Genomic DNA, 22,114 nt, shown 5'->3' with positions numbered 1-22,114 from the left:
TCAAAAGAGGAAATCGGATGACACTCCATTACACATCAGGTGGATCAGCCGCAGAAATCGCAACAGCCGGCTTCAATCTGGTTGACGTTTCATCCGTCGAGCAGCTCAACGCTCTGCCAGCCGGGATGAAGGGCTTGGTCTGGCTCGACGAGGCTAACGGGGCATCATTGTCCTTCATCCAGAAAGTCACCCCCTTCATCGGCAATCCGAAGCTATTTGGCTTCTTCCTCGCCGACGAGCCGGATCCCACCGGCAAATGGGGTGTCTACGCAACCGCCGACAACCTGAAGGCGGAGTCCGACTGGATCCATTCCAATTTGCCAGGCGCCAAGACCTTTATCACCATGATGAACATGGGGTCTGCCGCGAATCCGGACTTTTCGAACACATTCAATCCTGCCAACACGCATATCGATTACTACGGAGTGGATCCCTATCCGGTGCAAACTGGAACAAGTGCGGTCGACTACAACATGATCGACAGAACCGTGGCGGCAGCCGTGGCGTCGGGCGTCCCGAACAGCCAGATCGTTCCCGTCTATCAGACGTTTGGAGGCGGCAACTGGACCACCGATACGGATGGCAAATTTGTCGTCCCTTCCACGTCCCAGATGCAGACAATGATGGATCATTGGGACCATCTGGTTCCGTCACCCGCCTTCGACTACGCGTATGCCTGGGGTTCGCAACAAGGCGACACAGCGCTTGGAAACTCGCCGGAACTGCAAGCCTTTTTCCTTAAACATAATCTCCATAATGTCGATGATCTCCCCCGTCGATAACGTTCTAAGTCGGAGGATCCAATGAGCCATCCTGCGTTCCAGAACGAGTTCGGAAACGACGTTGAGTTCGGGGAAATCGTTTCGATCATCGGCTGGTACAACGATGAAGAGTTCGGGGCCAGGGTGAAAGAGCGAGCGTCTGATAGTCGTTGCCGAGACCTAGCCTGTCGAAGCATGGCTCCGGCAGCCAACGTCAAGAAACAATTTGCCCCGCCGGCAGCAACCGTTATGCGGGATGCCATGCCTTTCGTCTCCCGTCACGGAAACACAGAAAGATCATTCGCCTTGGATGGCCTCTGGTTTGATGCCGGCTTGAGAGACGAGCCTTCGCGATGAAGCAGGTCTTTGTCGAAGCAATCGGCAGCAAGGTATCAAGTATCGGTTTTGGCTGCGCTTCGCTTGGTTCGCGCATCGGAGCGCGCCAGGGAATCGAGACGCTCGAACGCGCCTACGAAGCGGGGGTGACCTGGTACGACGTGGCGCCTTCATATGGCGACGGGATGGCTGAATCGATCTGGGGCGAATTTGCATCCAGGAAGCGCGATCGCGTCTGCGTCTGCACCAAGGTTGGCATGCGTCCGCCGAATACGCCCACCGCCATGCGGCTGCTGAAGCCGTTGTCGCGGATGGCTATCGCGGTGGTTCCGGCGCTTAAGCAGTACGCTTCAAGAGTGCGCCCCACGCCTTTCAAGGTGCCGCTGTCCGCGGAGTTGATAAGATCAAGCGTCGAGGAGAGCCTGGGGCGTCTTCGCACGGACTATGTCGATGTCCTCGCACTGCATCGTGCGACCGCCGAAGAACTTGTTCGCGAGGATATCATCCGGGCCGTGGAACGCGTGGTTCAGGACGGGAAAGCCCGGGCCATTTCGGTCGCGGGAGACCTCGAGGCTGGAATGACGGCTCTCAAGGAATCGCTGCCTTATCGGTTGGTGCAGATTGCCAATACTCCGCTGAAGCCAAACCTCGCGAAGTTGAAGGCGCGCGCTCACCGGCACAGGACGTTCGTAACGCACGGGACATTCTCGGGCCTCGATCGAATCGTCGCGAAATTCAATACGCGGAAGGAAATACTGGCCGCTCTTGGTGACCTCGGATACCGCGGTAGTCCCAACGAAGTTGCTATCGCATTTCTCGCCGATTACGCATTCGCGACGAATTCGGCCGGCGTCACCCTGGTCTCCATGTTCAAGAAGGAGCATCTCGATTTCAATCTGCGGCGACTGAAGAGCGATCCAACCCCCGAGCACCTAAATGCCGTCGCTGCCGCGCTCGATATGGGTGTGACAGACCGATCGACGGGCGAACCCCCAGGATTCTCCAACGACAGTTTCCAAAATCGCTGACAGCTTTTAGAAGGCGGCCCACAGCGGCATGGCGATGCGACATTTACCTGATTGAATTCGTCTGCTGACGGTGAAAAATGACGCTCAACTAGCTAGTTTCCGTCCATAAATGCGCGTATTTTACAGCGTTTACAATCGCTTGTCCGCGGATGACGGAGGGTTGAGGGGAACGTGAAGGGTCGTCAAGGCACCCTTCCAGGGCATCGAAGGACGGCGACGGCCAGCACATATTTGAGGTCAGCCGAGCCTTTCTCGCCCGGCGGCGTGCCGACCACGATCATTTGGATCCGCCATGCCTGACCGCGGCGCGGCATTGTTGTGAAGGTGATGCGGCGGGAGGCATGGTTCTCCCTGACAAGGCTTTCGAGCCGGTTCGAAATCGGTACGATGCCTTGGATGAGCCACTCGATCTTGTCAGCGTCAATATCGACGCACATCATCTGATGCCGACTTCCGCCAGCACCGCCGCCTGCACGAGGCCAACATAGCCAACTCCAAAGACCGTCAAATTCATCCGGTTTCATTCCTGTTCAACGTGCCGGGCCTTTCTTGGCCTGGCGGGCTCAGAACCGGTTTTTCAGCTCCGGTTACTTGACGCCGCGGGCCAGAGAGCCCGGAAACTGACACAGTCAGGAATTCTTTATATGGCGTCGTCATGCAAATAGGGGACTTAAAAAAAAGACTTTTAACAGACGAAATATTTCCCCATAAAGACTAACAAGATTTTTCACTTTCAAAGAAAATCCCTGCGAAAGGTAGTGTAATCTTCGAAAGAGTTAGGTTAATATATTAGTATCAATCATCTATATGTTGAAACGGTGTCAAGGGTATTCGCGTAAATATTTCCGGCCGTGAGACGGCTCAGCCGTCGATCAAAGATTCTATCAACGAGTGCCGGTATTTGATTATGCGCTAATGTACGCCTTCCGGTAAGCAGGGGTCGGGGCGTTGTCGAATCAAATGAGGAAATCGGATGACACTCCATTACACATCAGGTGGATCAGCCGCGGACGTCGCAACGGCCGGCTTCAATCTGGTTGATGTTCAATCCGTCGACGAACTCAACGCGCTGCCAGCCGGGATGAAGGGCTTGGTCTGGCTCAACGAGGTCGATGGAACATCATCGTCCTTCATCCAGAAAGTCACCCCCTTCATCGGCAATCCGAAGGTCTTTGGCTTTTTCCTCGCCGACGAGCCGGATCCCACCGGCAAATGGGGTGTCTACGCAACCGCCGACAACCTGAAAGCGGAGTCCGACTGGATCCATTCCAATTTGCCAGGCGCCAAGACCTTTATCACCATGATGAACATGGGGTCTGCCGCGAATCCGGACTTTTCGAACACATTCAATCCTGCCAACACGCATATCGATTACTACGGAGTGGATCCCTATCCGGTGCAAACTGGAACAAGTGCGGTCGACTACAACATGATCGACAGAACCGTGGCGGCAGCCGTGGCGTCGGGCGTCCCGAACAGCCAGATCGTTCCCGTCTATCAGACGTTCGGAGGCGGCAACTGGACCACCGATACGGATGGCAAATTTGTCGTCCCTTCCACGTCCCAGATGCAGACAATGATGGATCATTGGGACCAGCTGGTTCCGTCACCCGCCTTCGACTACGCGTATGCCTGGGGTTCGCAACAAGGCGACACAGCGCTTGGAAACTCGCCGGAACTGCAAGCCTTTTTCCAGCAACACAATCTAAGCAGTGCCGCAGGCACTCCCATCACGTCTGATACCTCCAGTCCTCCCAGCACCACTGTTGCCCTCGGTGCTCCTACCACCCCCAGTGCTCCCAGCACCTCCAGTGCACCGAGCGCTCCATTTGGCGACAATCCCAGCGATGGTAGATATCATCACATTAATGGTGCCGATTTGCCCCACGCAGTCCAGAGTGCCGATCATGTCGCCAATGCCAGCCAGGGGGTGACAGAATCGGCTGGCGGCAGAGGCCCGGTGAGCGTCGTCGACGGCAGCGATGCCTTCGTATTCAGCACCGCTCCCGCGGCCGGAAATGCGGACAGGGCTCCGGACTTCAGCGTCTCCCACCACCAGCCTCACCTCGACCACGCCTTGGGCCTTCGCACGGACGCCCCGACAGCCGCGCTTTTCGCCGATCCAGGCGCGCAACATGGTGGCGACCACATCATCTACAACAGTTCTACCGGAGCGCTTTCTTTCGATAGCCATGCCAGCAGTGAAGACTCGCATCATATAGCGTTCGCCCATTCCCCAGGTCTCTTCATGACTTGAAAGAGTCTTTTTAGAAGTGTGAACCGGCCTTATTGTGGGTAATTGTCAATCCGAGTTGTCGTTCTGTAATCGTCGGGCATGGTCCTTTCCGAGGTCAGATGCTTCATGATGATATCGGGCGCTTCAACATCTGCAACGAAGTTCGAAGTCGACGTCAGCCGGTTCAACGAGATCACCAGGACCACCGTCCGGCGGGGACATCACGGGTTCCGGGAACGGCCCAATTGGAATCGACTCGCGGATCTGTCGCCATCTTTCGCTGCCCCACTCAAAGCTGGTGCCATCAAGCCAGAGGCAGCGGATCAGAACGGCGATCTTCCAGCGACCGCCATCTTTGCCTTCTTGAATCCGCTCCGCCTCGGAGGGGTAGGTTCGCAACAGCCAATCGCCCCAGCGTGACACGCGGCCACTGATGGCCTTTTCACCCGACTGCTTTCGTCGCAGAGTCAGGCCGAGGTAGGCTCCACCGCCGCCGGCGACTTCATAAGGAGCGCCAAAGCGAGATCTCCTGGCGAATCTCAAATCAGAGGCGTCGCGTCAGCGCTGATTGCTCAAAGGGCCTTCTCTGTCGGTCGAGCAAGCATTCAGATCTGCTTGAACCGGCCTTTCGGAACCACGTGCAAAGCAAATTCTCGCGACCCTTGGACGACACCAATTTCCAGACAGGCTGAGAGGACGAGGACGCCTTCATCCTGCTCGGCCGCCTCGCCGGCGGGCTCGAGGAAATTCCAGCCATCCCAGCAACCGTCCCCGGTCGCGAGCAGATGCCCGACCTTCGCCGCCCGCATTGCCTTTAGCAACGGCGCGCCCTCGAATGTGCCCCCGTAGAACACCAGGTCGATGTCTTTTGGAAAGCTTCCGACCAAGGCGCCGAACTCGGTGGTTCCTTCCTCTACAGCGATGTCCTGCACGATACTGCCTCCGCGGCGCCGAAAGGCGTGGACAAACTCGTCGGTCATTCTGTGTCCGTAGGCGGTGTTGGTTCTGACCACGACAGCGCGCCGTTTCCCCATTTCAGCGGTCAGACGGTCGGATATGATGGACGCGGTGACGTCGTCGCGGCTTGTGAAGCGGAACACATTGTTCCAGCCCGAATCCGTCAGCCTCAGGTTGGAAAGGATGGGCGAAATCAGCGCCATCGACGCATCGCAATAGCGCTGCGCCACGGCGAGCGCGACGTTGCTGTTGTAGTGCCCGACTATGCCCAGCACGCCGTCATCGGCTATCAAGCTTGATGCGCCCTTGGCGCCCTCGGCCTCGTCGCCTTTGTCGTCGCGCCTGATCGCCTCAAACAGGATACCGTCAGGCGTGTCGTTGGCGTCCTCGACCGCCAGTCCAACTGCCTGCGCCATCTCGATCCCGAGATCGGCAGGACGTCCCGTTAGCGGGGCGACGACCCCGATCCTCATCCTTTTGCGATCGCCGCTGCGGTTTTTGGTGGCGTCGACCATGAGGCGGCCTCCTTGTGAGTGGAATTGCGGTTGGCAACCAGCAGGCAGGCCACGGAAGCGACAACGAGAAAGCCTCCGATCACGGTGGTTACGCTGACCTCTTCACCAAGAAATGCCCAGCCGAGGAACATCGCAATCACGGGATTGACGAATGTGTAGGTCGCGACAAGGGCGGGCGAGATCTTCTTGAGCAGCCAGATGTACGAACCGAACGCCACCACCGTACCGGCGAGCGTGAGGTAGCTCCAGCCAAGGAAGGATGACAGCGAAATCTGCTCCACGGCTCCAATCGGTTCGCCTCGCGCCAGGCTCAAAAACATCAGCGCCGCGCCGCCGGTGATCAATTCCCGGCCGGCAAGTGCCACCGACGAACCCTTGTTGTTGTGTCCTTCAGCAATGAGCGTACCAAGCGCCCAAGAGGCGGACGCCATCAGCAAGAGCAAGATGTCGGACAGATGGAGCGCGGCGGGACCGGCGACGCTGCGCCATGCGACAAGGACGACTCCGAGCAGCCCGGGGAGCAGCAGCAAAATGGTCCTGACAAGAGGTTTGTCCGATCTGCCGAGGATGCTTCTGCCGACGATGATCCAGAATGGGATCGTCGCCAGGAGCAGTGCTGCAAGGCCGGACGGCATGCGCTGCTCGGCATAGGCCAAAACACCGTGACAGCCTACGAAGAACAGCACGCCACAGAGGCTCGCGCGGATCCAGGACCGGATCGAACCGCCGTCGTCGGCTTTGGCCTTCGAATACGCCAGCAGGATCACTCCGCCGACAATCGAGCGCGTACCCATCAGCGCAAATGGTGGGATGGTTTGGACAGCGACCGCGAGCGCGAGATATGTCGAGCCCCATATGAGATATATGGCGGCAAATCCGCACACGATCGCAAGCTTTTCTCTTGAAGAACCGGTCATCGGGCTTATAACCATTTAACAGGTTAGGTAAGGTTAAGCGGCATGAGCCCGATTGGTTCCACCAGCTCTCCAAAATCAAGTGTCACGCGCGTTGCGAAGCACCATCTCGCGAACGAGGATCTGGCGATCCGCTTTGTGAACACGGCGGCCTGGAGGTTGCGTTCGGACGTTGAAGAGCGGCTCCCTGGCCCGGAAGCTCTGCTGGACTGGTTTCATGCCAACGACTTGCTTTCCCGTGGCGAACGAACTGCGTTGCAGAGGGCCTGGAAATCCGACGTCGAGGCTGCCAACTCCCTTTGTGAGAGCGCGATCGCTTTGCGCGAACTGATCTACAATCTGTTGATTGCGCGGATCGGTGGCCAGACGCCGCGCACCAAGGACCTTGAGGCCTTCAATAATTTCCTGACCGCTTGCGGGGCGGGCGCAACCCTCGTTTGGCGCGCAGGCGACTACGGTTGGCGCGCGACAAAGGGCATGGCGAGCCTTCTAACTCCGATCACCCTGTCGGCTGCTGAGCTGCTGACGGGAATCCGCTCAGGCAAAGTCAGGCAGTGTCAGGATGATAGAGGGTGCGGCTGGCTTTTTGTCGACGAGAGCAGAGCCCAGAACCGCCGATGGTGCTCGATGGGAGATTGTGGAAATCGCGCGAAGGCGCATCGCCACTATCAACGAGCAAAGGGGCATGACCTGAAGTCAAATTAGCCGACCTGCTCGACCGACAATGTCCCAGCCGGCAACGGCCTAATCAATGTTTTGGCGGAGACCGACGGATCGAGCCAAGCGGCCCAATCCTTCCGTTCGAGAATGACGATTTGACGGTCATGATAAGGGGCGATGTCCGGACCGGGCTCCATCGTCAGCATCGTGAATGCCTCACCGACATCATTCGCCTCGCGCCAGATGCCGGCAACGCAAAAGACTCGCTCTCCACGCTTGGTGAAGAGCCACTTGTCCTTGCGCTTCTTCCCCTTTTCCTTCGGGTCGGTGAATTCGTAGAAGCCGTCGGTTGGAATCAGACAGCGGTTTGATGTGAACTCGCGGCCATCCGATCGGAAATTGTAGACGGGCCGCTTGTTTTGCCCTGGCCAACTCCATCGGCGCTGGACCAGATCACCCTCGCCCTCGGCGCCGTCGACCGTCCGGATGATCGGCCCGACATCCGTAATCTTGATATCCTCGCGCGCCTCGATGTTCGGCGCGCCTTCGCTAAAGCGGATCTTGATCTTGAGATCTGCGAAGTCCTCCACGATCGAGGCGACGTCCACCATCAGCCGATAATCATTGCACATGGGTCACCCGTCTCTTGGCGTTGCCCGGCAATCATGTTCCGGCTATGTTCATTTTACCATGCGCGCAAGAGTTTTCGCTGAACGCCGCGTCATCATAAGGCGCTATGGCGACGATGTTGAGATGCTTGAGTTGCCGTGGGGACTTCAGCCAAGGAACCAGGCGGACGCCCTTTCACGGTCGTGCGTGCGGAGGAGCGCACGTTTCCGAGCCATCGCTGCCTGGTACCGGCGTCCGAATTCCGGTATCGCAGCCAGGGAAAGAACGACAGCTTTCGCCTTGGAAGCGGTGATTGGTTCTATTTCGTCGGCATCTGGCGGCCGGCGACGCGCGATTGGCCGGAAGCCTACGCAATCCTCACGATCCAGGCCTATGACGACATTTCCCCCTATCATGACCGTCAGATGGTTGTGCTGCGCCGGGACGAGCGCTCGGTTTGGCTCGACATGACGCATCCTGAACACGAAGTCCTTCGCCCCCTTCCAGGAGCAAGTCTTGCGATTTCGCATCTGCGCCAGGCTCGCAAACAGGCTGAATTTGCGATCTGAAGATTGTAGGATCTTTCAATACGAGGCTTAGACCCTGGTGAAATGATATTGCAGGCAAATGGTCCCTGAACGCGGCGCCGACCCTCGCAAGATCATCCATGTCGACATGGATGCATTCTATGCGTCGGTCGAACAGCGCGACAATCCAGAACTGCGCGGCAAGCCGCTTGCCGTCGGCGGCGCCGCCGCCCGCGGCGTGGTTGCTGCCGCAAGTTACGAGGCCCGAGCCTTTGGTGTTCGCTCCGCGATGCCTTCGGTCACGGCAAAGCGCAAATGCCCCGAACTGATCTTCGTGCCGCCCCGATTCGACGTCTACCGGGCGGTCTCGGCTCAGATCCGAGACGTGTTCGCCGAACACACCGATCTCATCGAGCCGCTCTCGCTTGACGAGGCCTATCTCGACGTGACGCAGAACCGGCTCAACATTTCGTCTGCCACGACGATCGCCGAGATGATCAGGGCGAAGATCCTGGAGGTGACCGGTCTCACCGCTTCCGCGGGCATTTCGTACAACAAATTTCTCGCCAAGATGGCGTCCGACCAGAACAAGCCGAACGGCCAGTTCGTCATCACGCCACGCCACGGGCCGGCCTTCGTGGAAACCTTGCCGGTCAACAAATTTCATGGTGTCGGTCCTGCGACAGCCGCGAAGATGGAGGCGCTCGGCATTGAGACCGGCGCTGATCTCAAGGAAAGGTCCCTTTCCTTCCTGCAGCAGCATTTTGGAAAGTCGGGGCTCTGGTACTATCAGATCGCGCGCGCCATCGACGAACGTGCGGTCGATCCGGATCGGCCACGCAAATCGATCGGCGCCGAGGACACGTTCGCAGCCGACATCGTCGATCTCGAAACATCGCTCGCCGAACTCAAGCCGCTGGTGGCCAAAGTGTGGGGATACTGTGAGGGCAAAGGCATCCGGGGCCGGACCGTCACGCTGAAGATCAAATTTGCCGACTTCCAGCAGATCACGCGCAGCCGGACTGTGGCGGTGCCGATCGAACTTTCCGACTTCGAGCATCTCGCAGCCGATCTCCTTGGATCGGTGTTTCCGGTGCGGAAGGGAATCCGCCTGTTGGGCGTGACGCTTTCGTCGCTGGGCGACGTGTTGCCGCCGGATCAGCGGCAGTTGCGGTTCGAACTCTAGGTATCTCCACGGCCGGGGGAAAAACCAACCGCAGGCTCTCAGTGTCAACGCGCATGCGGATCGATTTCGCGAACGATCTGTGAGGCTTCTCCGTCATACTCGTCGGCCGGCACGACGGTGAGCGACCCGTCGCCGGCCCGGAAGATGATGATGCTGACCATCAGGGTCGTTGCGAGACTGAAGGCGAAGGCATTTGCTTCTGCGAGAGACATCGTCCTGGCTCCTGTTTGGAAGCGGGGATCGATCCCCGCGTGACAGGCGCCCGACGAGGCTGGCCAAAAGGCTGCAATCACCGCAGGGCGAAGCCAAAGTGGCGGCACGCTTTGCGTAGTCCGACCCTTCACGGGTTGATGGCGACAGGCCCTTTGACCAGACCAAGGATTTGCGCCAAGAACGTGGGGATCGATCTATCCGTTGTTGTCAGGACCCTGAGGCATCGTGCGAGGCTCACTGCTCCGCCTGCGTCGCGGCCATGCCAGCAAGTACGCTGACCGAGCCTTTAGGTTCGAAGCGGCGATAGGCGACCCCAGTGACATCGGTCCGTCAGGCGACTGTCACGTCGCGCCAAAACGCATGACCGGGATGCCGAGCCTGCGCGCTTTGTCGGCAAGATTGTCCTGGATGCCGGTCCCTGGGAAATGAACCACGCCGATTGGCATCAGATCCAGCATCGCGTCATTTCGCTTGAAGGGTGCGGCCTTGGCGTGCCGGGTCCAGTCAGGCTTGAAGGCGACCTGCGGCACATTGCGGTGGTGAGCCCATTTCGCGGCGATCAGCTCGGCGCCCTTGGGTGAGCCGCCGTGAAGAAGGACCATATCGGGATGCTTGGCGTGCACCTGGTCGAGCTTGTCCCAAATCAGGCGGTGGTCATTGCAATGCAGTCCACCGGTGAAGGCGACTTTCGGGCCTTGGGGGAGAAATGCCTGGGTGTCGGCAGCCTTCTTGGCGGCAAGGAAGTCACGACTGTCGATCATTGCCGCCGTGAAATGACGGTGATTGACCCTAGAGCCTGAGCGCGGCCGCCAGATCGAATGGGTGTGGCGCTCGAAATGCTCGGCGGCCTGGTCGCGCATCAATTCGAACGCGTTGCGGCGTTCAAGCAGCGTCTGACCTTGGGCAATCAGTTGTTCGAGTTCGACAGACTTGACCTCGGACCCATCCTGTTCACGCTGCAGGCGCTGTTGGCCAAGTTCGTTTTCATCGAGTTCGCGTTCGATCCGCGCGGTCGCGCGATGGAACAGGTTGACCGTACCCCACAATAGTTCCTCGAGGTCGGGCTCAAGGCGTGTGTCGGCCATCGCCACCACGAGAGCATCGAAGATGTCGGCGATGCTGGCGGCGACGACACGTCCCTCGGGAAGCGGGCGCGGATCGGGTTCGTCCTCGAAGGGACGGTAGCCGTAGAGCTGAAGCTCCTGAAGGACGTGGTCGATGGGGGATGCGGGTTGCGGCTCGATATCGGTATCGTGCTCGGTGCTCATGGCGGCTTGCCTTCGCGGGATCGGCCGCGCCCATCGCGGCCTTCATGGCGACGAAGGCGATGGACGATCTGGACTTGCACCCGCAGCGTCAGCGCAGGGCCGCAACGAACGTGGAGGATGGCTGCGCCCGGCTATTTTGCCTCGCGATGGAAAGGCCCGAAGACGGGTCCCGCGCGGCTTGCCGTGAGGGATGGCAAGGGCCGCCGGAAAATAGCCGGGCGCAGCCATTGCCTGTCCGGACCGCCGGCGCCCGATCGCCCTCTGGAAGGCCGTGGACCGGCCTCGAACGAGCGCAGGTCCGCATGCGCAGCCGTGCCACGCAGCTGGCACGCCCGCTTCCTCCCTTTCCGGTCAGGCCCTCAGCGTCATGAAGCGAGCGACGTCTTGCGGCGCGATCTGTACCCGCAGGATCGCCCTCAGGGCATCGGGACCGAGCAGACGCAAATCCTCGTTGAAGTCGCCGAGCCGTGGCGTCAGGACCATCGCCTCGATGCCGGCCGCGTTGGTGCGTTCAATCAGGGTTGCCACTGCTGCGTCGCCTGCCGGATCATTGTCGCGGGCGATGTAGAGCCGCCGCAATGTGTCAGGGAACAGAATTGCGGACAGATGCGCCGCCGACAGCGCCGCAAGTGCTGGCATGGTTGGCAGGACAGAGCGTTGCGAAAGCATGGTCTCGATGCCTTCGCCGGCGGCCATGACATCACGACAGCAGCCGAAGCGGACAGCGTGACCGAGCAGTTCGCCCATGGCTCGTCTCGGCGTGTCGATCGGAGCACGGCCGAGATGTGCTTCGCTGAATCCGCCCGGATCGAGCCAGGTGCGGTGGGCGCCGGTGAGCTTGCCTTTGAGGTCGGTGACTGCCGCGATCATTGCCGGCCATGTTTCGGTCGGGCCGCTCTCTGGACGGTAGTAGCAGCGCGGATGAAACCGAAGGTCCCCGGTCTCATGCAAGGCTGTAATCGCGCGTCCGCGCAGATACGCCTCCACGAGCGTTCCTGATACCGGCTGCGACATGGAGACCAGCCGCCGCGCCGCTTCGGGAGAGCCGCCGGCAGCGGGAACGGCTTGCTCCCACTGGTCCTTTGGTTCGTTCGTCGTCAGGGGCATGGACAGAAAGCTGCGCGCCTCGTTGCAGACGTCCTTGAAATCGACAAGGCCAAGCGATTCCCGAATGACATCCAGCAGGTCGCCATGCTCACCGGTGGCGGCGTCAGTCCATTTCCCGGCGGCGCCCTTGCCGGAATCCGATCCCTTGAGACGAACAAACATCGAGCGTCCCGGCGCATTGCGGGCGTCGCCAACCAGCCAGTAGCGGCCCTCACGGCGTCCGTTGGAAAGGTAGCGGCGGCAGACCGCCTCCGCCCGATGGGCGAGACGGCTTGCTAGTTCCGATGCATCGCAAGGCGACATCAGGTGGCCTCCTTCTCGCTGATGCGGTGTATGGGATACCGCTCGATGACCTTGGCGAGCACCGCAGGTCCACTCGCGTCCGCAGGCACGAACATCCGCAGCTTCCAGGAGATGATCTCGTGGAAAAGCCCGTAGGCCGTCAGCCGCTCGCGCATGCTATCGGTGAAGCCCGACAGCTCGATGCGATTGGCGCCCATGACACGAACGCGGCGCAGATGAAGTCCCTCGGCGAGGTCGAGCATCGTTCGTCCGTCCGCAAGGGCGTTGAAGGCATCTCGTGCCGTAAGGGTGCTGACGCCGGTTGCGAGCGCGCCGGCGGCCCATGCGGCCGAAACCCTGCGTCCGATGATGCGCTCCCCCTCGTCGGTCTGGAGCCGATAGACCCGGCTCGATTCGTTTGGTAGTCGCTTCCAGATCGGCAACAGCAGCCCCGCGACGATGTGGATGGTCGAGTCCGAGAATGCCGGGACGCCCGCGACCTCCGCACTCCAGGCGGCGGCGAAAGTCTCCCGATCAGCCTGCTGCCAATGACTGTCCCCCATCATACGCAGGGAGGCATGGTGTTGCTCCATCGGCCGGATCAACCTGACCCGCCGTTCGATTTCGCCATCATCGAGCATGAACGACGGCGCGGGGACCTGCAGGGCAGCACGCCCTGAGCGTTCGTTGACCAGCAGGATGGCGCGCTGGTCGTCGAGCTGGGCGACAGCTTCCTCGACAGGCACGGGTCGGTTGCTCTGGCGCTGATCGATGGTGAGGAGCTGCGTTTCGGCGCCCGTGCCCGGATGGGTGTAGATCGCCCGCCGATCGGTGACGACAAAGCTCTCCGCTCGCAGCGTTTCGAGCCCAACATCATAAACCCCAGCCGCGATGGCGCCTTGCACCCTGGCTGTGAGCAACTGGTCGAAAGCCGCGAACAGGATGTCCTGCAGTTCGATGGTAAGCGCCAGCAGGCGATTGAGGAAAGTGGTGACCGGCGGCAACTCGTCCTTGATGCCGTTCTCGTCCGTCAGCGTCAGCCCTGTGGTCTGCTCGAACAGCTTGAGTGAGCAGCCCTCCACCTTGCCGCGGACGATCAGCAGATAAAGCTGGCGCAGCGCATCGCGCGCATAATGCGATTCCAGATTGTCCTCCGGCCGGAACAGGCCCTGCCCGCCGGTCTGGCGCTGGCCTCGCGTGATCGCGCCCAGCGTATCGAGACGCCGGGCAATCGTGGAGAGGAAGCGTTTCTCGGCTTTCACATTGGTGGCGATCGGCCGGAACAGCGGCGGCTGCGCCTGGTTGGTCCGATGCGTGCGGCCAAGCCCCTGGATGGCGGTATCGGCCTTCCAGCCAGGCTCAAGAAGATAGTGGACGCGCAGACGTGTGTTCCGTGCCGAAAGCTCCGCATGGTAGCTTCGGCCGGTCCCGCCGGCCTCGCTGAACACCAGGATGCGCTTGACGTCATCCATGAAGGCCTGCGTCTCGGCGAGATTGGCCGAGGCTGCGCGGCCCTCGACCATCAGGCGTTCGCCCTTCCTGACGATGCGTCGCGACCGACCCGTCACCTCCGCGACCATGTCGGTGCCGAAGAGCTGGACGATCTGGTCGAGCGCCCCAGGAACCGGTGGCAAGCTCGCCAGCTTCTCAATCAGCGCCGTGCGGCGCGCGAGCGCCTCGCGGCTTTCAACGGGCTGGCCGTCGCGAAACACCGGCCTCGACGACAGGTTCCCTTCCGAATCCGTAAAGGGCTCGTAGAGTTGAACTGGAAAGGAATGCTCGAGGTAATCGAGCACATATTCGCGCGGCGTGATGTCGACGCGGACATCGTTCCATTCCTGCGTCGGCACCTCCGCCAGCCGGCGTTCCATCAGCGCCTCGCCGGTGGAGACGATCTGAATAACGCTCGAATGCCCGGACTGGAGATCCTGCTCGATCGAGCGGATCAGCGTCGGCGTCTTCATCGACGTCAGCAGGTGACCGAAGAAGCGCTGCTTGGCGCTTTCGAAGGCCGAGCGCGCGGCGGACTTGGCCTGGCGGTTCAACGTGCCGCTGTCGCCGGTGATGTTGGCGGCCCGCATGGCCGCGTCGAGATGATTGTGAATGACGGCGAAGGCGCCCGCGTAGGCATCGTAGATGCGCCGCTGCTCAAGCGTCAGTTCATGCTCAACCAGTTCATATTCGACGCCGTCGAAGGAGAGCGAGCGTGCCGTGTAGAGGCCGAGCGCGCGAAGGTCCCGGGCGAGCACCTCCATTGCCGCCACGCCACCCGCCTCTATCGCCTCGACGAACTCCGCTCGGGTCGAGAACGGGAAGTCCTCGCTACCCCAGAGGCCAAGCCTCTGGGCGTAGGCCAGATTGGCGACGGTGGTCGCGCCGGTGGCGGAGACATAGACGACACGGGCGCCAGGCAACGCATGTTGCAGGCGCAAGCCGGCGCGACCTTGCTGTGAGGGCGCGACGTCGCCACGTTCTCCCTTGCCGCCGCCGGCATTCTGCATGGCGTGCGCCTCGTCGAATATGAGCACTCCGTCGAAATCCGAGCCCAACCATTCGACGATCTGCCTGACGCGCGAAACCTTCTCGCCACGGTCGTCGGAGCGTAGCGTGGCATAGGTTGTAAACAGGATGCCTTCTGGAAGCGTGACGGGATGTCCCTGCGGGAAGCGTGAGAGCGGCGTGACCAGCAGACGCTCCGTGCCGAGCGCGGCCCAGTCGCGCTGCGCGTCCTCAAGCAGCTTGTCTGATTTGGAAATCCACACGGCCTTGCGCCGGCCTTGCAGCCAGTTGTCGAGCACAATGCTCGCCGACTGCCGGCCCTTGCCGACGCCGGTTCCGTCGCCGATGAAGAAGCCACGCCGGAAGCGCACCGCTGTTGGCGCCTCCTCGGGTGCTGCGGTGACAAGATCGAGCGTGTGGTCGACTGACCACGATCCGGTGAGAAACCCGCAATGGGCCTCGCCGGCCAGGATCACCGTTTCGAGCTGCGCGTCGGAGAGCGAGGTCAAGATATGGTTGGGCAGGGTCGGCCGATAAGTGGGCTTTGGCGGCGCGACCGACGCCATCGCCGCGGACTGGACCAGCCTGGTCGGGTGCGCCTGTGATCCGGGAATCCGGATCGTCTGCAATCCATAGTCTTCATAGATCGCGTCGGTCAGCCACGCTCCCTCGTCCGGTGCCCAATCGACCGTCTCGTACGACAGTTCAACGCCGACAGGCTCGGACAGCTGCCGGTGAACTGAGCCTGCGACAGGGCGGGCGAGATAACCGCGAACCGTCCGGGGCGCGGTGATGGCGGGAACGACCTTCGCCGCTTCGGCGATCGGCGGACGTGCCGGGACATGCTTCTCGATCCAGCTGAGCAACGTGGCGACATCCGGCGCGAAGCCGGGCGTGCCCGGAATGAAGGACGTATCGCCAGCCAGCGTCTTGTCGATGACCGTCAGTCGGGTGTCGATCGTCGTGCCATGCTTGGCATAGACGGCGCCGCTGATCGTGGCCGTGAAAACGACACGACCCTGCTCCTGGAGGCGCCCGAAGGCGTTACGCCAGGCCGGGGTCTCCGGGCCGAAACTCGCATTGGTGATGGTGACCAGCCGCCCCCCGGCGGCAAGCCGGGCGAGTGCCGAGGCGACATGGCGATAGGCCGCATCCGCGACGCGACCATGTACGTTGGCGAGGACCGAGAACGGCGGATTCATCAGCACGACGGTGGGCAAGCTGGCGGGATCGAGATAATCATCGATCTGGGCCGCGTCGAACCGCGTGACGGTAAGGCCCGGGAAGAGAACAGACAGAAGACCCGCACGAACCTCCGCAAGCTCGTTCAGGACAAGCGACCCGCCCGACGTCTCGGCGAGAACAGCGAGCAGACCAGTACCGGCGGAAGGCTCTAGCACGCGGTCGGATGCCGTTATGGCCGCCGCCGAGACGGCTGCGAGACCCAGCGGGATAGGCGTTGAGAACTGCTGCAGCGCCTGGCTTTCCTCGGAGCGGCGGGTATGCGTGGGCAGAAGGTCCGCTATCCGGCTAAAGAGCGGTTGGGCGGACGCCATGGAGCCGGCCTTGCGCAGAAGCAACCTGCCGTATTTGCGAAGGAACAGGACGGTCGCGGCCTCGCAGGCGTCATACGCCATTGCCCAGTTCCAGGCACCGCTTGTGTCCGAGGCTCCGAATGAGGCTTCCATCGCGCTTCGCAGGACAACGGCATCGACGCGCCGGCCACATTCGAGGTGGGGGAGCAGACGCAGGGCTGCGGAACAAACTGCCGCGGCCGGATCGACGGGCGTGGCGGAATCGCCGGTTGCTGTCGGGGACAAGAAATTCATTGGAGATCCTCTGGAGAGCGAGACCGGGAAAAGCCCCCGGCGCTCTCTTTGACCGCACGGGCTCAACCCGCCCCGACCGGACACTCACTCTCAGACAGAACAAAAAACGCCCGGCACTCTTGCGAGTACCAGGCGTTCGGATGGCGAGTGGCGCCGGGCCTACTCGGCAGCGTCGAGCTGCTTTACGTCCTCATCGCCGGCGTCGCCTCCTGCCAAGAATTCCGGCAGCGTCTCATCCTCGTCGCCAGCGTTGCTGCCGACTGCTTCGATATCAACGTCGGCAAGCCGCAGAGGCTCGGGCAGCCAGCCACTATCGGCGAGCAGCCGTTCGGCTTCCTTGGCCATGTCGCCCTTCTTGAGGTGATCGATGAGCTGGGAGGCGCGCTCCCCAGCACCCTCGCGAACGGCTTGGAGGATACGCGCCTTGGTGACACTGCCGAGATAGTTGCCGACAGTGGGGCGCCATCCGGCGGCGATCATGTCGAGCCCAACTGCCCGAGCAAGGTGATCGGCATCCGCAAGGCGCTGTTGGACACCGTGCGTCGAGATGGCGCCGTTACCGTAGCGATCGGCCCTTTCGTAGAGGGCGTTGACGCCGAGGGATGCGCAATGCGCGAACAGCTCAGTTTGCTCGGTACCCGTCAGTGCAGAGAGTGAGTCCCACAGGTCGGCGACGTCCGTTGGAAGACGCTTTTCCCAGGCCTCGTGGCGGTTCTTGATCGAGCGCGCATAATTCGTATCCCGAAGCCCTTCGGACTGGACCGGAAAGACCGTGCCGCGGACAAATACTTCCATCGCCACGCCTTGCGCGCTGTAGCCAGAGAAAGCGTCACGGACGAATTTGTGAAGCACGGCCAGAAAAGCGGTTGCCGGATCGTTCGCGAGCTTGTCGCGCAGAGCCAGGGTGCGATCCGCGGTCAGTTCCGTGATCAGGCGATCCGGCAACGGCTTGATGCCATCCTCATCATCCTCCTCCGGGCCCGCCGGCGGGCCACCGATGGTGATGACGGCCCGCTGAACCAAACCCGTCGCTTCGACGTCGGACCCGTCGGTGCCGGGATCGTTGTCGCCCTCGGGTGTCACGGGCGCCTCATCCTGCGGCCTCACATAGCCGCGCTCGATGAGAATTGCTCCGTCCGTGTCGATGCTGACGAAGACACCCGCACGCGCAATTTCGGCGAGATCGAAACGGACCGGGCGCGCCTCGAGCGTCTTGATCGCGGATTCGAGTTCGCCAAAGCGCTGGTCGACCTCATCGGGCAATTCATCAGCTTCCTCGTACTCCGCTTGTAGACTCCTGAGCTCGTCGCGAAGCGCGTGGAGCGTTGCCTTCTCCTCGCTGCTGAGGTCAACCGGTGCGCCCTCGAGCTCACGCAGGCCGTCGGCCGCGCCATAGGGGAAGCTCACGGCGACTTCGATCCACTTCCAACCTTCGTTGGCTATTTCGTCGGCCATCATCTGGAGCTTGTCCTTCACCAGCCGTTCAAGCAGCGGAACGTCCTGCAGCCAGCCGCCATCATCCGACTGGAACAGATCGCGCAGCACTTCGCCGCCCGCCGCCTCATAGCGCTCCAGGCCGACAAACACGGCCCGCTTGTCGGAGGCGCGCACTGTGTTCTCGGTGAGCATGCGGCGGATCTGGTATGGCTCTTTCGACCAGTTGTTCTTGATCGCCTCCCAGACCTGCTCCTGTCTTGTATGATCCCTGCTGACCGAAAATGCCTCAAGCTGGGCGATCGTCATGCCGTCCTCGGCATAGACGTCGAGAAGCGCGGGCGAAACGGTCGTGAGCTTGAGCCGCTGCTTGACGACGTTGACCGAGATGAAGAAAGCAGCCGCAATCTCCTCTTCTGACATACCCTGGTCGAGCAAATCCTTGAAGGCCCGATATTGATCCAGCGGGTGAAGTGGCGCGCGTTCGACGTTCTCTGCCAGTGAGACTTCCCTCGCCAGAATGGCGCTGGAAGAACTGCCGACGACACAGGGAACCGGCGCTGTTTTGGCAAGCTGCTTTTGCTTCACAAGCAACTCGAGGGCGCGATATCGGCGGCCGCCGGCTGGTACCTCGAACATCCCCATCTCCTGGCCATCGGTATCAACCACAGGTCGAACGTGTAGGCTCTGGATCAACCCGCGGCGAGCGATCGAAGCAGCCAGGTCCTGGATCGAGACGCCTGCCTTGATGCGACGCACATTGGACTGGCCGAGGACCAGCTTGCTGAAGGGGATGTCGCGCGAGGACGACAGCGTGATCTTTTGAACGGCAGTGGTCATTGAAGGTCTCCGCGACGGGCCGCCGCGAGCCTCTCTCTCGGCTTTGAACCCGTCACAAGACTCCTCCAACCCTCTCCCTCTCCTGCCTGCACAATCCGACATACCGTTGGTCGACAGCCGAGCGCGCACGTCGGTCGGCGAAGGTTATGCCGCCGATCTATCATTGCCTGCGCCCAGCCCGATGGATGCTTCGGCCTCCGCCGGCAGGTGGCCAAGAAGCCAGTCGGCCGCCTTGCTGGCCTGGCTGGCGGCGCGGACGATGGCGCGGTTGTCCTCGCGCAAAACCTCCAGCCATGTGCCGATGTAGTCGGCATGCCGAACCGTGGGCACGATGCCAAGGGTCGCGCAGCAGAAAGCCGCGCTGATTTCTGCCACGAGCTCCTCGAACGCATACTTCCTGGAGGCGCTAGAGCCGGATAATTTGCGATCCAGGCGTGAACCATGGCCGGTGGCATGACCGAGCTCATGCAAGGCTGTCCGATGCCAATTGATCGGCTCGAAGTAAGCTTGGGGCGGAGGCACCTGGATATAATCGTGGGCAGGCACATAAAACGCCCTGTCGCCGCCAATCCGGAAGTCGATACCGGTGGCATTGATCAGCGCCTCGACACGCGGTTCGATCGGGCTTGCCACTGACAGCGGGGCCGAAGCTGCGACTTCGTCAGGGAGCCCTTCACATTGCTCGATGTTGAAAACGGTGAAGCGCTTGAGGAACGGTATGGCTTGAGCATCCTCGCCCGTATCGCGAGCGCGCTTCTTCTCGTGATCCGGGACAAAACGATCGGCATAGACGACCGTTGTCCCGTGCTCGCCTCTGCGGACGTTCCCGCCGAGCGCGAACGCCTGTCGATAGGTTATCCAATTCTGCGTGGGGAACCCGCATTCAACGACGGCATCCCAGAGGATGAGCACATTGATCCCGCTATACGCACGATGGGTGCTCGCATTCGTAGGCAGGGAAAGCGACGCGTCTGCGGCGGAAGCCCCCCATGGCTGGACCCAAGGAAAACGACCGGCTTCCAGCTCGGCAATTATCTTGCCGGTGATCTCGTCGTAGAGGTTCGACCGGTCGGCGGCGTCATGTGTTCGATTGGTCCGGACAGACATCGCGATTCTCCGCGACGGGAGCCGAAGGCCTCTCCTTCCGCTTTCGACCCGTCGCGAAAAACCTGCCCCATCCTCTAACTCTCGGTCGGGAGAGCCATCCTCCCGACCAAATGAAAAGGACGTACAAAGCGCAGGCACCGAAATGTCCGTCAGTGGGACCAAGTCAGTTCGGTGCTGGAGCACGTTCGTGGCCCTGAGACCGGTTGAACAGGGCGGCCGAAGGAGCATCAGCATAGCGCCGCCGCCAGGCGGGATGCGGGACCGACCGCCCCCGGCGAAGGGCGCCGGATCGAAAACGGATGTCGCTACACCTGTAAAATATCTCCGAAGAAGGTGGCATGTCGGCACCCAGGCCGTCATGAAAGGCATCCAGGCCGCTTCAGAAGCATCGTGGTTTGACCTAGCCTCGGTAGTGACGATCCGTCAGCCCATAACGTACACTGAACTCGCCCCACCTTGCTGTCAGTTTGTCGCTGCCTCGCTTGCCTGCTGCCGGTCGCTTCATTATTCGCAACGACGCATACAAGCCACCGGCCGCCTTCGTTCCAATTGGCCGTCCTATGCCGTTTGCCGCAGGCAGACCCCGAGGATAAGCGCCGGCCGTTTCAGACACAGCGACACGGCGACCGTCCGCGTAACGGCCGATGGCAACACGCTGACATTCCCATTCGAGGCTGAAAATTACGCGCTCAGACGGTCAGGAGTTCCGGCTCGGTGCGCCTGGGGCTGGCTGACAACTACTTCTCGGAGGTGTCCCGGATCTCTTCGTTGCTGACGAAATAGTCGCTGGCCGCCGCAAGGACCGCCAGGAAGGTGGCGCCATATCGCGCGAAGCCGAAGGCCTCCGCCGCCGCAATCTTTGCACCGCGCTTATGCTCACCGACGAATTTTGCCGCCACCTCCCGAGCTTCGTGAGCAAACTCGCCAAACAGCGCGCGCTCTTTGGCCGTTGGCTTAAAGGCCCGGCCAATGACATGGCCTACCAACACTCCTACCGCCGATCCGGCGATCATCTTGGCCCGATCGAGATTGGTAACGGCGCGACGCTTGCCAGACTGATAGCCCATTGACCCTGCATCGCCATCTCCGCCGCTCGTCGACTTGGCCGTGGGTGCTTCGACACGGCCAGCAGCGACTTTGCCGTCTGCACTCCTTCGTCCCGCATCAAAAACGGCGACTGCGCCCAATGCCACAGCGGCCGCTGTTCCGCCATTCTCCTTGACGGCATCCGAGATGCCACCCAGCACCCCGGCGACTTTCTGTTTGGCGTAGTGCGTGGAAACGTCCGCCAAATGCCTGGGTTGCAGCCGGCGGCTCACCTCGCTCACCGGGCCGAACAGCGCTTGCCGTTCAGTTCGGCTCCGCACCAGGATGTCCCTGATTTCATTGCTGAGTTGAGCCATAGCGTATTCCCTGCTTCAAGGCCGCGAAGTCAGTCCGCACCTGATTGACCGTCTCGACGGGCGTGATCGTCCATCCGGTCAGCGCACGCTTGGCCAGATAGAGGGACATGAGGCCGGCCCCGATCAAGACAATTGCAACAACCAGACAGGCGAGCATCGGGCCAATCCCTAAAAAGATCATCGCAAGGATGAGACACTGAACCAGTGCGAACGCCGCCAGCGCAAAAAACATGGCAGCGGCCATCCCACATGCGCCCGAAGACACGAGCGTCGTGGACTTGGCTCGCATTTCCGCCTCAAGCAGGCGCAGGTCGAGGCGCATCAACGAGCCAAATTGGCTTACCGCTTGGCCGAGCACGCTCACCAAGGGCCGGTGATCCGTTCCATCATCCATGCGAATGAT

Annotated in this window: 17 protein-coding genes and 2 pseudogenes; 7 read left to right on the top strand and 12 right to left on the bottom strand. The window is 61.1% G+C overall.

All coding sequences use genetic code 11. From position 1 onward, the window contains the following. Positions 1 to 17 precede the first annotated feature (17 nt). From MAFF_RS00940 to MAFF_RS00930, 3 genes are read left to right on the top strand one after another with little or no spacing between them, the layout of a single operon-like run. The gene (locus MAFF_RS00940) at positions 18 to 782 is read left to right on the top strand and encodes a hypothetical protein (RefSeq protein WP_010916078.1); all 765 of its coding nucleotides are present in this window, start codon (positions 18 to 20) and stop codon (positions 780 to 782) included. A 21-nt stretch (positions 783 to 803) separates the two neighbouring features. Beyond that, positions 804 to 1,118: a hypothetical protein gene (locus MAFF_RS00935; protein WP_044547314.1), complete on the top strand. Its 315-nt coding sequence runs from the start codon at positions 804 to 806 to the stop codon at positions 1,116 to 1,118. Then, entirely contained in the window at positions 1,115 to 2,125 is a 1,011-nt protein-coding gene (locus tag MAFF_RS00930) for an aldo/keto reductase (protein WP_010916079.1), read from the top strand. Before MAFF_RS00935 ends, MAFF_RS00930 begins: the two co-directional genes overlap by 4 nt. 212 nt (positions 2,126 to 2,337) lie before the next feature. On the opposite strand, the pseudogene MAFF_RS00925 reads toward MAFF_RS00930, so the two are convergent. Then, positions 2,338 to 2,639 (bottom strand): annotated as a pseudogene (locus MAFF_RS00925) (UDP-glucose 6-dehydrogenase); the annotation flags it as partial. 459 nt (positions 2,640 to 3,098) lie between these two features. Here MAFF_RS00925 and MAFF_RS00920 point away from each other — a divergent pair. Next, positions 3,099 to 4,382: a hypothetical protein gene (locus tag MAFF_RS00920; RefSeq protein WP_010916081.1), complete on the top strand. Its 1,284-nt coding sequence runs from the start codon at positions 3,099 to 3,101 to the stop codon at positions 4,380 to 4,382. A gap of 584 nt (positions 4,383 to 4,966) precedes the next feature. Here the strand turns inward: MAFF_RS00920 and MAFF_RS00910 are convergent. Both MAFF_RS00910 and MAFF_RS00905 read right to left on the bottom strand, forming a co-directional pair. Continuing rightward, positions 4,967 to 5,833, bottom strand: a complete 867-nt coding sequence (locus MAFF_RS00910; RefSeq protein ID WP_010916083.1) for a branched-chain amino acid ABC transporter substrate-binding protein — start codon at positions 5,831 to 5,833, stop codon at positions 4,967 to 4,969. Then, positions 5,788 to 6,750 (bottom strand): EamA family transporter, encoded by a 963-nt coding sequence (locus MAFF_RS00905; RefSeq protein ID WP_157865858.1) that lies wholly within the window; start codon positions 6,748 to 6,750, stop codon positions 5,788 to 5,790. Before MAFF_RS00905 ends, MAFF_RS00910 begins: the two co-directional genes overlap by 46 nt. Before the next feature lie 42 nt (positions 6,751 to 6,792). Between MAFF_RS00905 and MAFF_RS36830 the strand changes: the two genes are divergently transcribed. Then, positions 6,793 to 7,452, top strand: coding sequence for a CGNR zinc finger domain-containing protein (locus tag MAFF_RS36830; protein ID WP_052292075.1), 660 nt, complete (start codon positions 6,793 to 6,795; stop codon positions 7,450 to 7,452). Here MAFF_RS36830 and MAFF_RS00895 read toward each other — a convergent pair. Next, entirely contained in the window at positions 7,449 to 8,039 is a 591-nt protein-coding gene (locus tag MAFF_RS00895) for an SOS response-associated peptidase family protein (RefSeq protein WP_010916086.1), read from the bottom strand. The genes MAFF_RS36830 and MAFF_RS00895 overlap by 4 nt on opposite strands. Before the next feature lie 58 nt (positions 8,040 to 8,097). Here MAFF_RS00895 and MAFF_RS00890 point away from each other — a divergent pair. Both MAFF_RS00890 and dinB read left to right on the top strand, forming a co-directional pair. Then, a pseudogene (locus tag MAFF_RS00890) lies at positions 8,098 to 8,585 on the top strand (SOS response-associated peptidase family protein). 58 nt (positions 8,586 to 8,643) lie between these two features. Further along, complete coding sequence (gene dinB, locus MAFF_RS00885) at positions 8,644 to 9,729, top strand: DNA polymerase IV (RefSeq protein WP_010916088.1); 1,086 nt, start codon at positions 8,644 to 8,646, stop codon at positions 9,727 to 9,729. A gap of 44 nt (positions 9,730 to 9,773) precedes the next feature. Here dinB and MAFF_RS39885 read toward each other — a convergent pair whose 3' ends face one another. The 8 genes from MAFF_RS39885 to MAFF_RS00850 form a co-directional block, all read right to left on the bottom strand. Next, entirely contained in the window at positions 9,774 to 9,941 is a 168-nt protein-coding gene (locus MAFF_RS39885; protein WP_167316189.1) for a hypothetical protein, read from the bottom strand. Between the two features lie 342 nt (positions 9,942 to 10,283). Further along, positions 10,284 to 11,210, bottom strand: a complete 927-nt coding sequence (locus tag MAFF_RS00880) for a DUF2493 domain-containing protein (RefSeq protein WP_010916090.1) — start codon at positions 11,208 to 11,210, stop codon at positions 10,284 to 10,286. 351 nt (positions 11,211 to 11,561) lie between these two features. Beyond that, the gene (locus MAFF_RS00875; protein WP_044547309.1) at positions 11,562 to 12,620 is read right to left on the bottom strand and encodes a DUF7146 domain-containing protein; all 1,059 of its coding nucleotides are present in this window, start codon (positions 12,618 to 12,620) and stop codon (positions 11,562 to 11,564) included. Next, positions 12,620 to 16,927, bottom strand: coding sequence for a bifunctional class I SAM-dependent methyltransferase/DEAD/DEAH box helicase (locus MAFF_RS00870; protein ID WP_044547306.1), 4,308 nt, complete (start codon positions 16,925 to 16,927; stop codon positions 12,620 to 12,622). The genes MAFF_RS00875 and MAFF_RS00870 overlap by 1 nt, the downstream gene beginning before the upstream one ends. Positions 16,928 to 17,086: 159 nt before the next feature. Then, positions 17,087 to 19,201, bottom strand: a complete 2,115-nt coding sequence (locus tag MAFF_RS00865; RefSeq protein WP_044547305.1) for a ParB/RepB/Spo0J family partition protein — start codon at positions 19,199 to 19,201, stop codon at positions 17,087 to 17,089. 144 nt (positions 19,202 to 19,345) lie between these two features. Continuing rightward, entirely contained in the window at positions 19,346 to 20,308 is a 963-nt protein-coding gene (locus MAFF_RS00860) for an ArdC family protein (protein ID WP_010916094.1), read from the bottom strand. 737 nt (positions 20,309 to 21,045) lie between these two features. Continuing rightward, positions 21,046 to 21,711, bottom strand: coding sequence for a hypothetical protein (locus MAFF_RS00855; RefSeq protein WP_010916095.1), 666 nt, complete (start codon positions 21,709 to 21,711; stop codon positions 21,046 to 21,048). Continuing rightward, positions 21,692 to 22,105 (bottom strand): phage holin family protein, encoded by a 414-nt coding sequence (locus MAFF_RS00850; RefSeq protein WP_010916096.1) that lies wholly within the window; start codon positions 22,103 to 22,105, stop codon positions 21,692 to 21,694. Before MAFF_RS00850 ends, MAFF_RS00855 begins: the two co-directional genes overlap by 20 nt. Positions 22,106 to 22,114: the final 9 nt, after the last annotated feature.

Origin of the sequence: Mesorhizobium japonicum MAFF 303099 (assembly GCF_000009625.1) — a bacterium.
In the GTDB taxonomy this organism is placed as follows: domain Bacteria; phylum Pseudomonadota; class Alphaproteobacteria; order Rhizobiales; family Rhizobiaceae; genus Mesorhizobium; species Mesorhizobium japonicum.
This window is presented reverse-complemented; position numbering and strand designations above follow the sequence as displayed.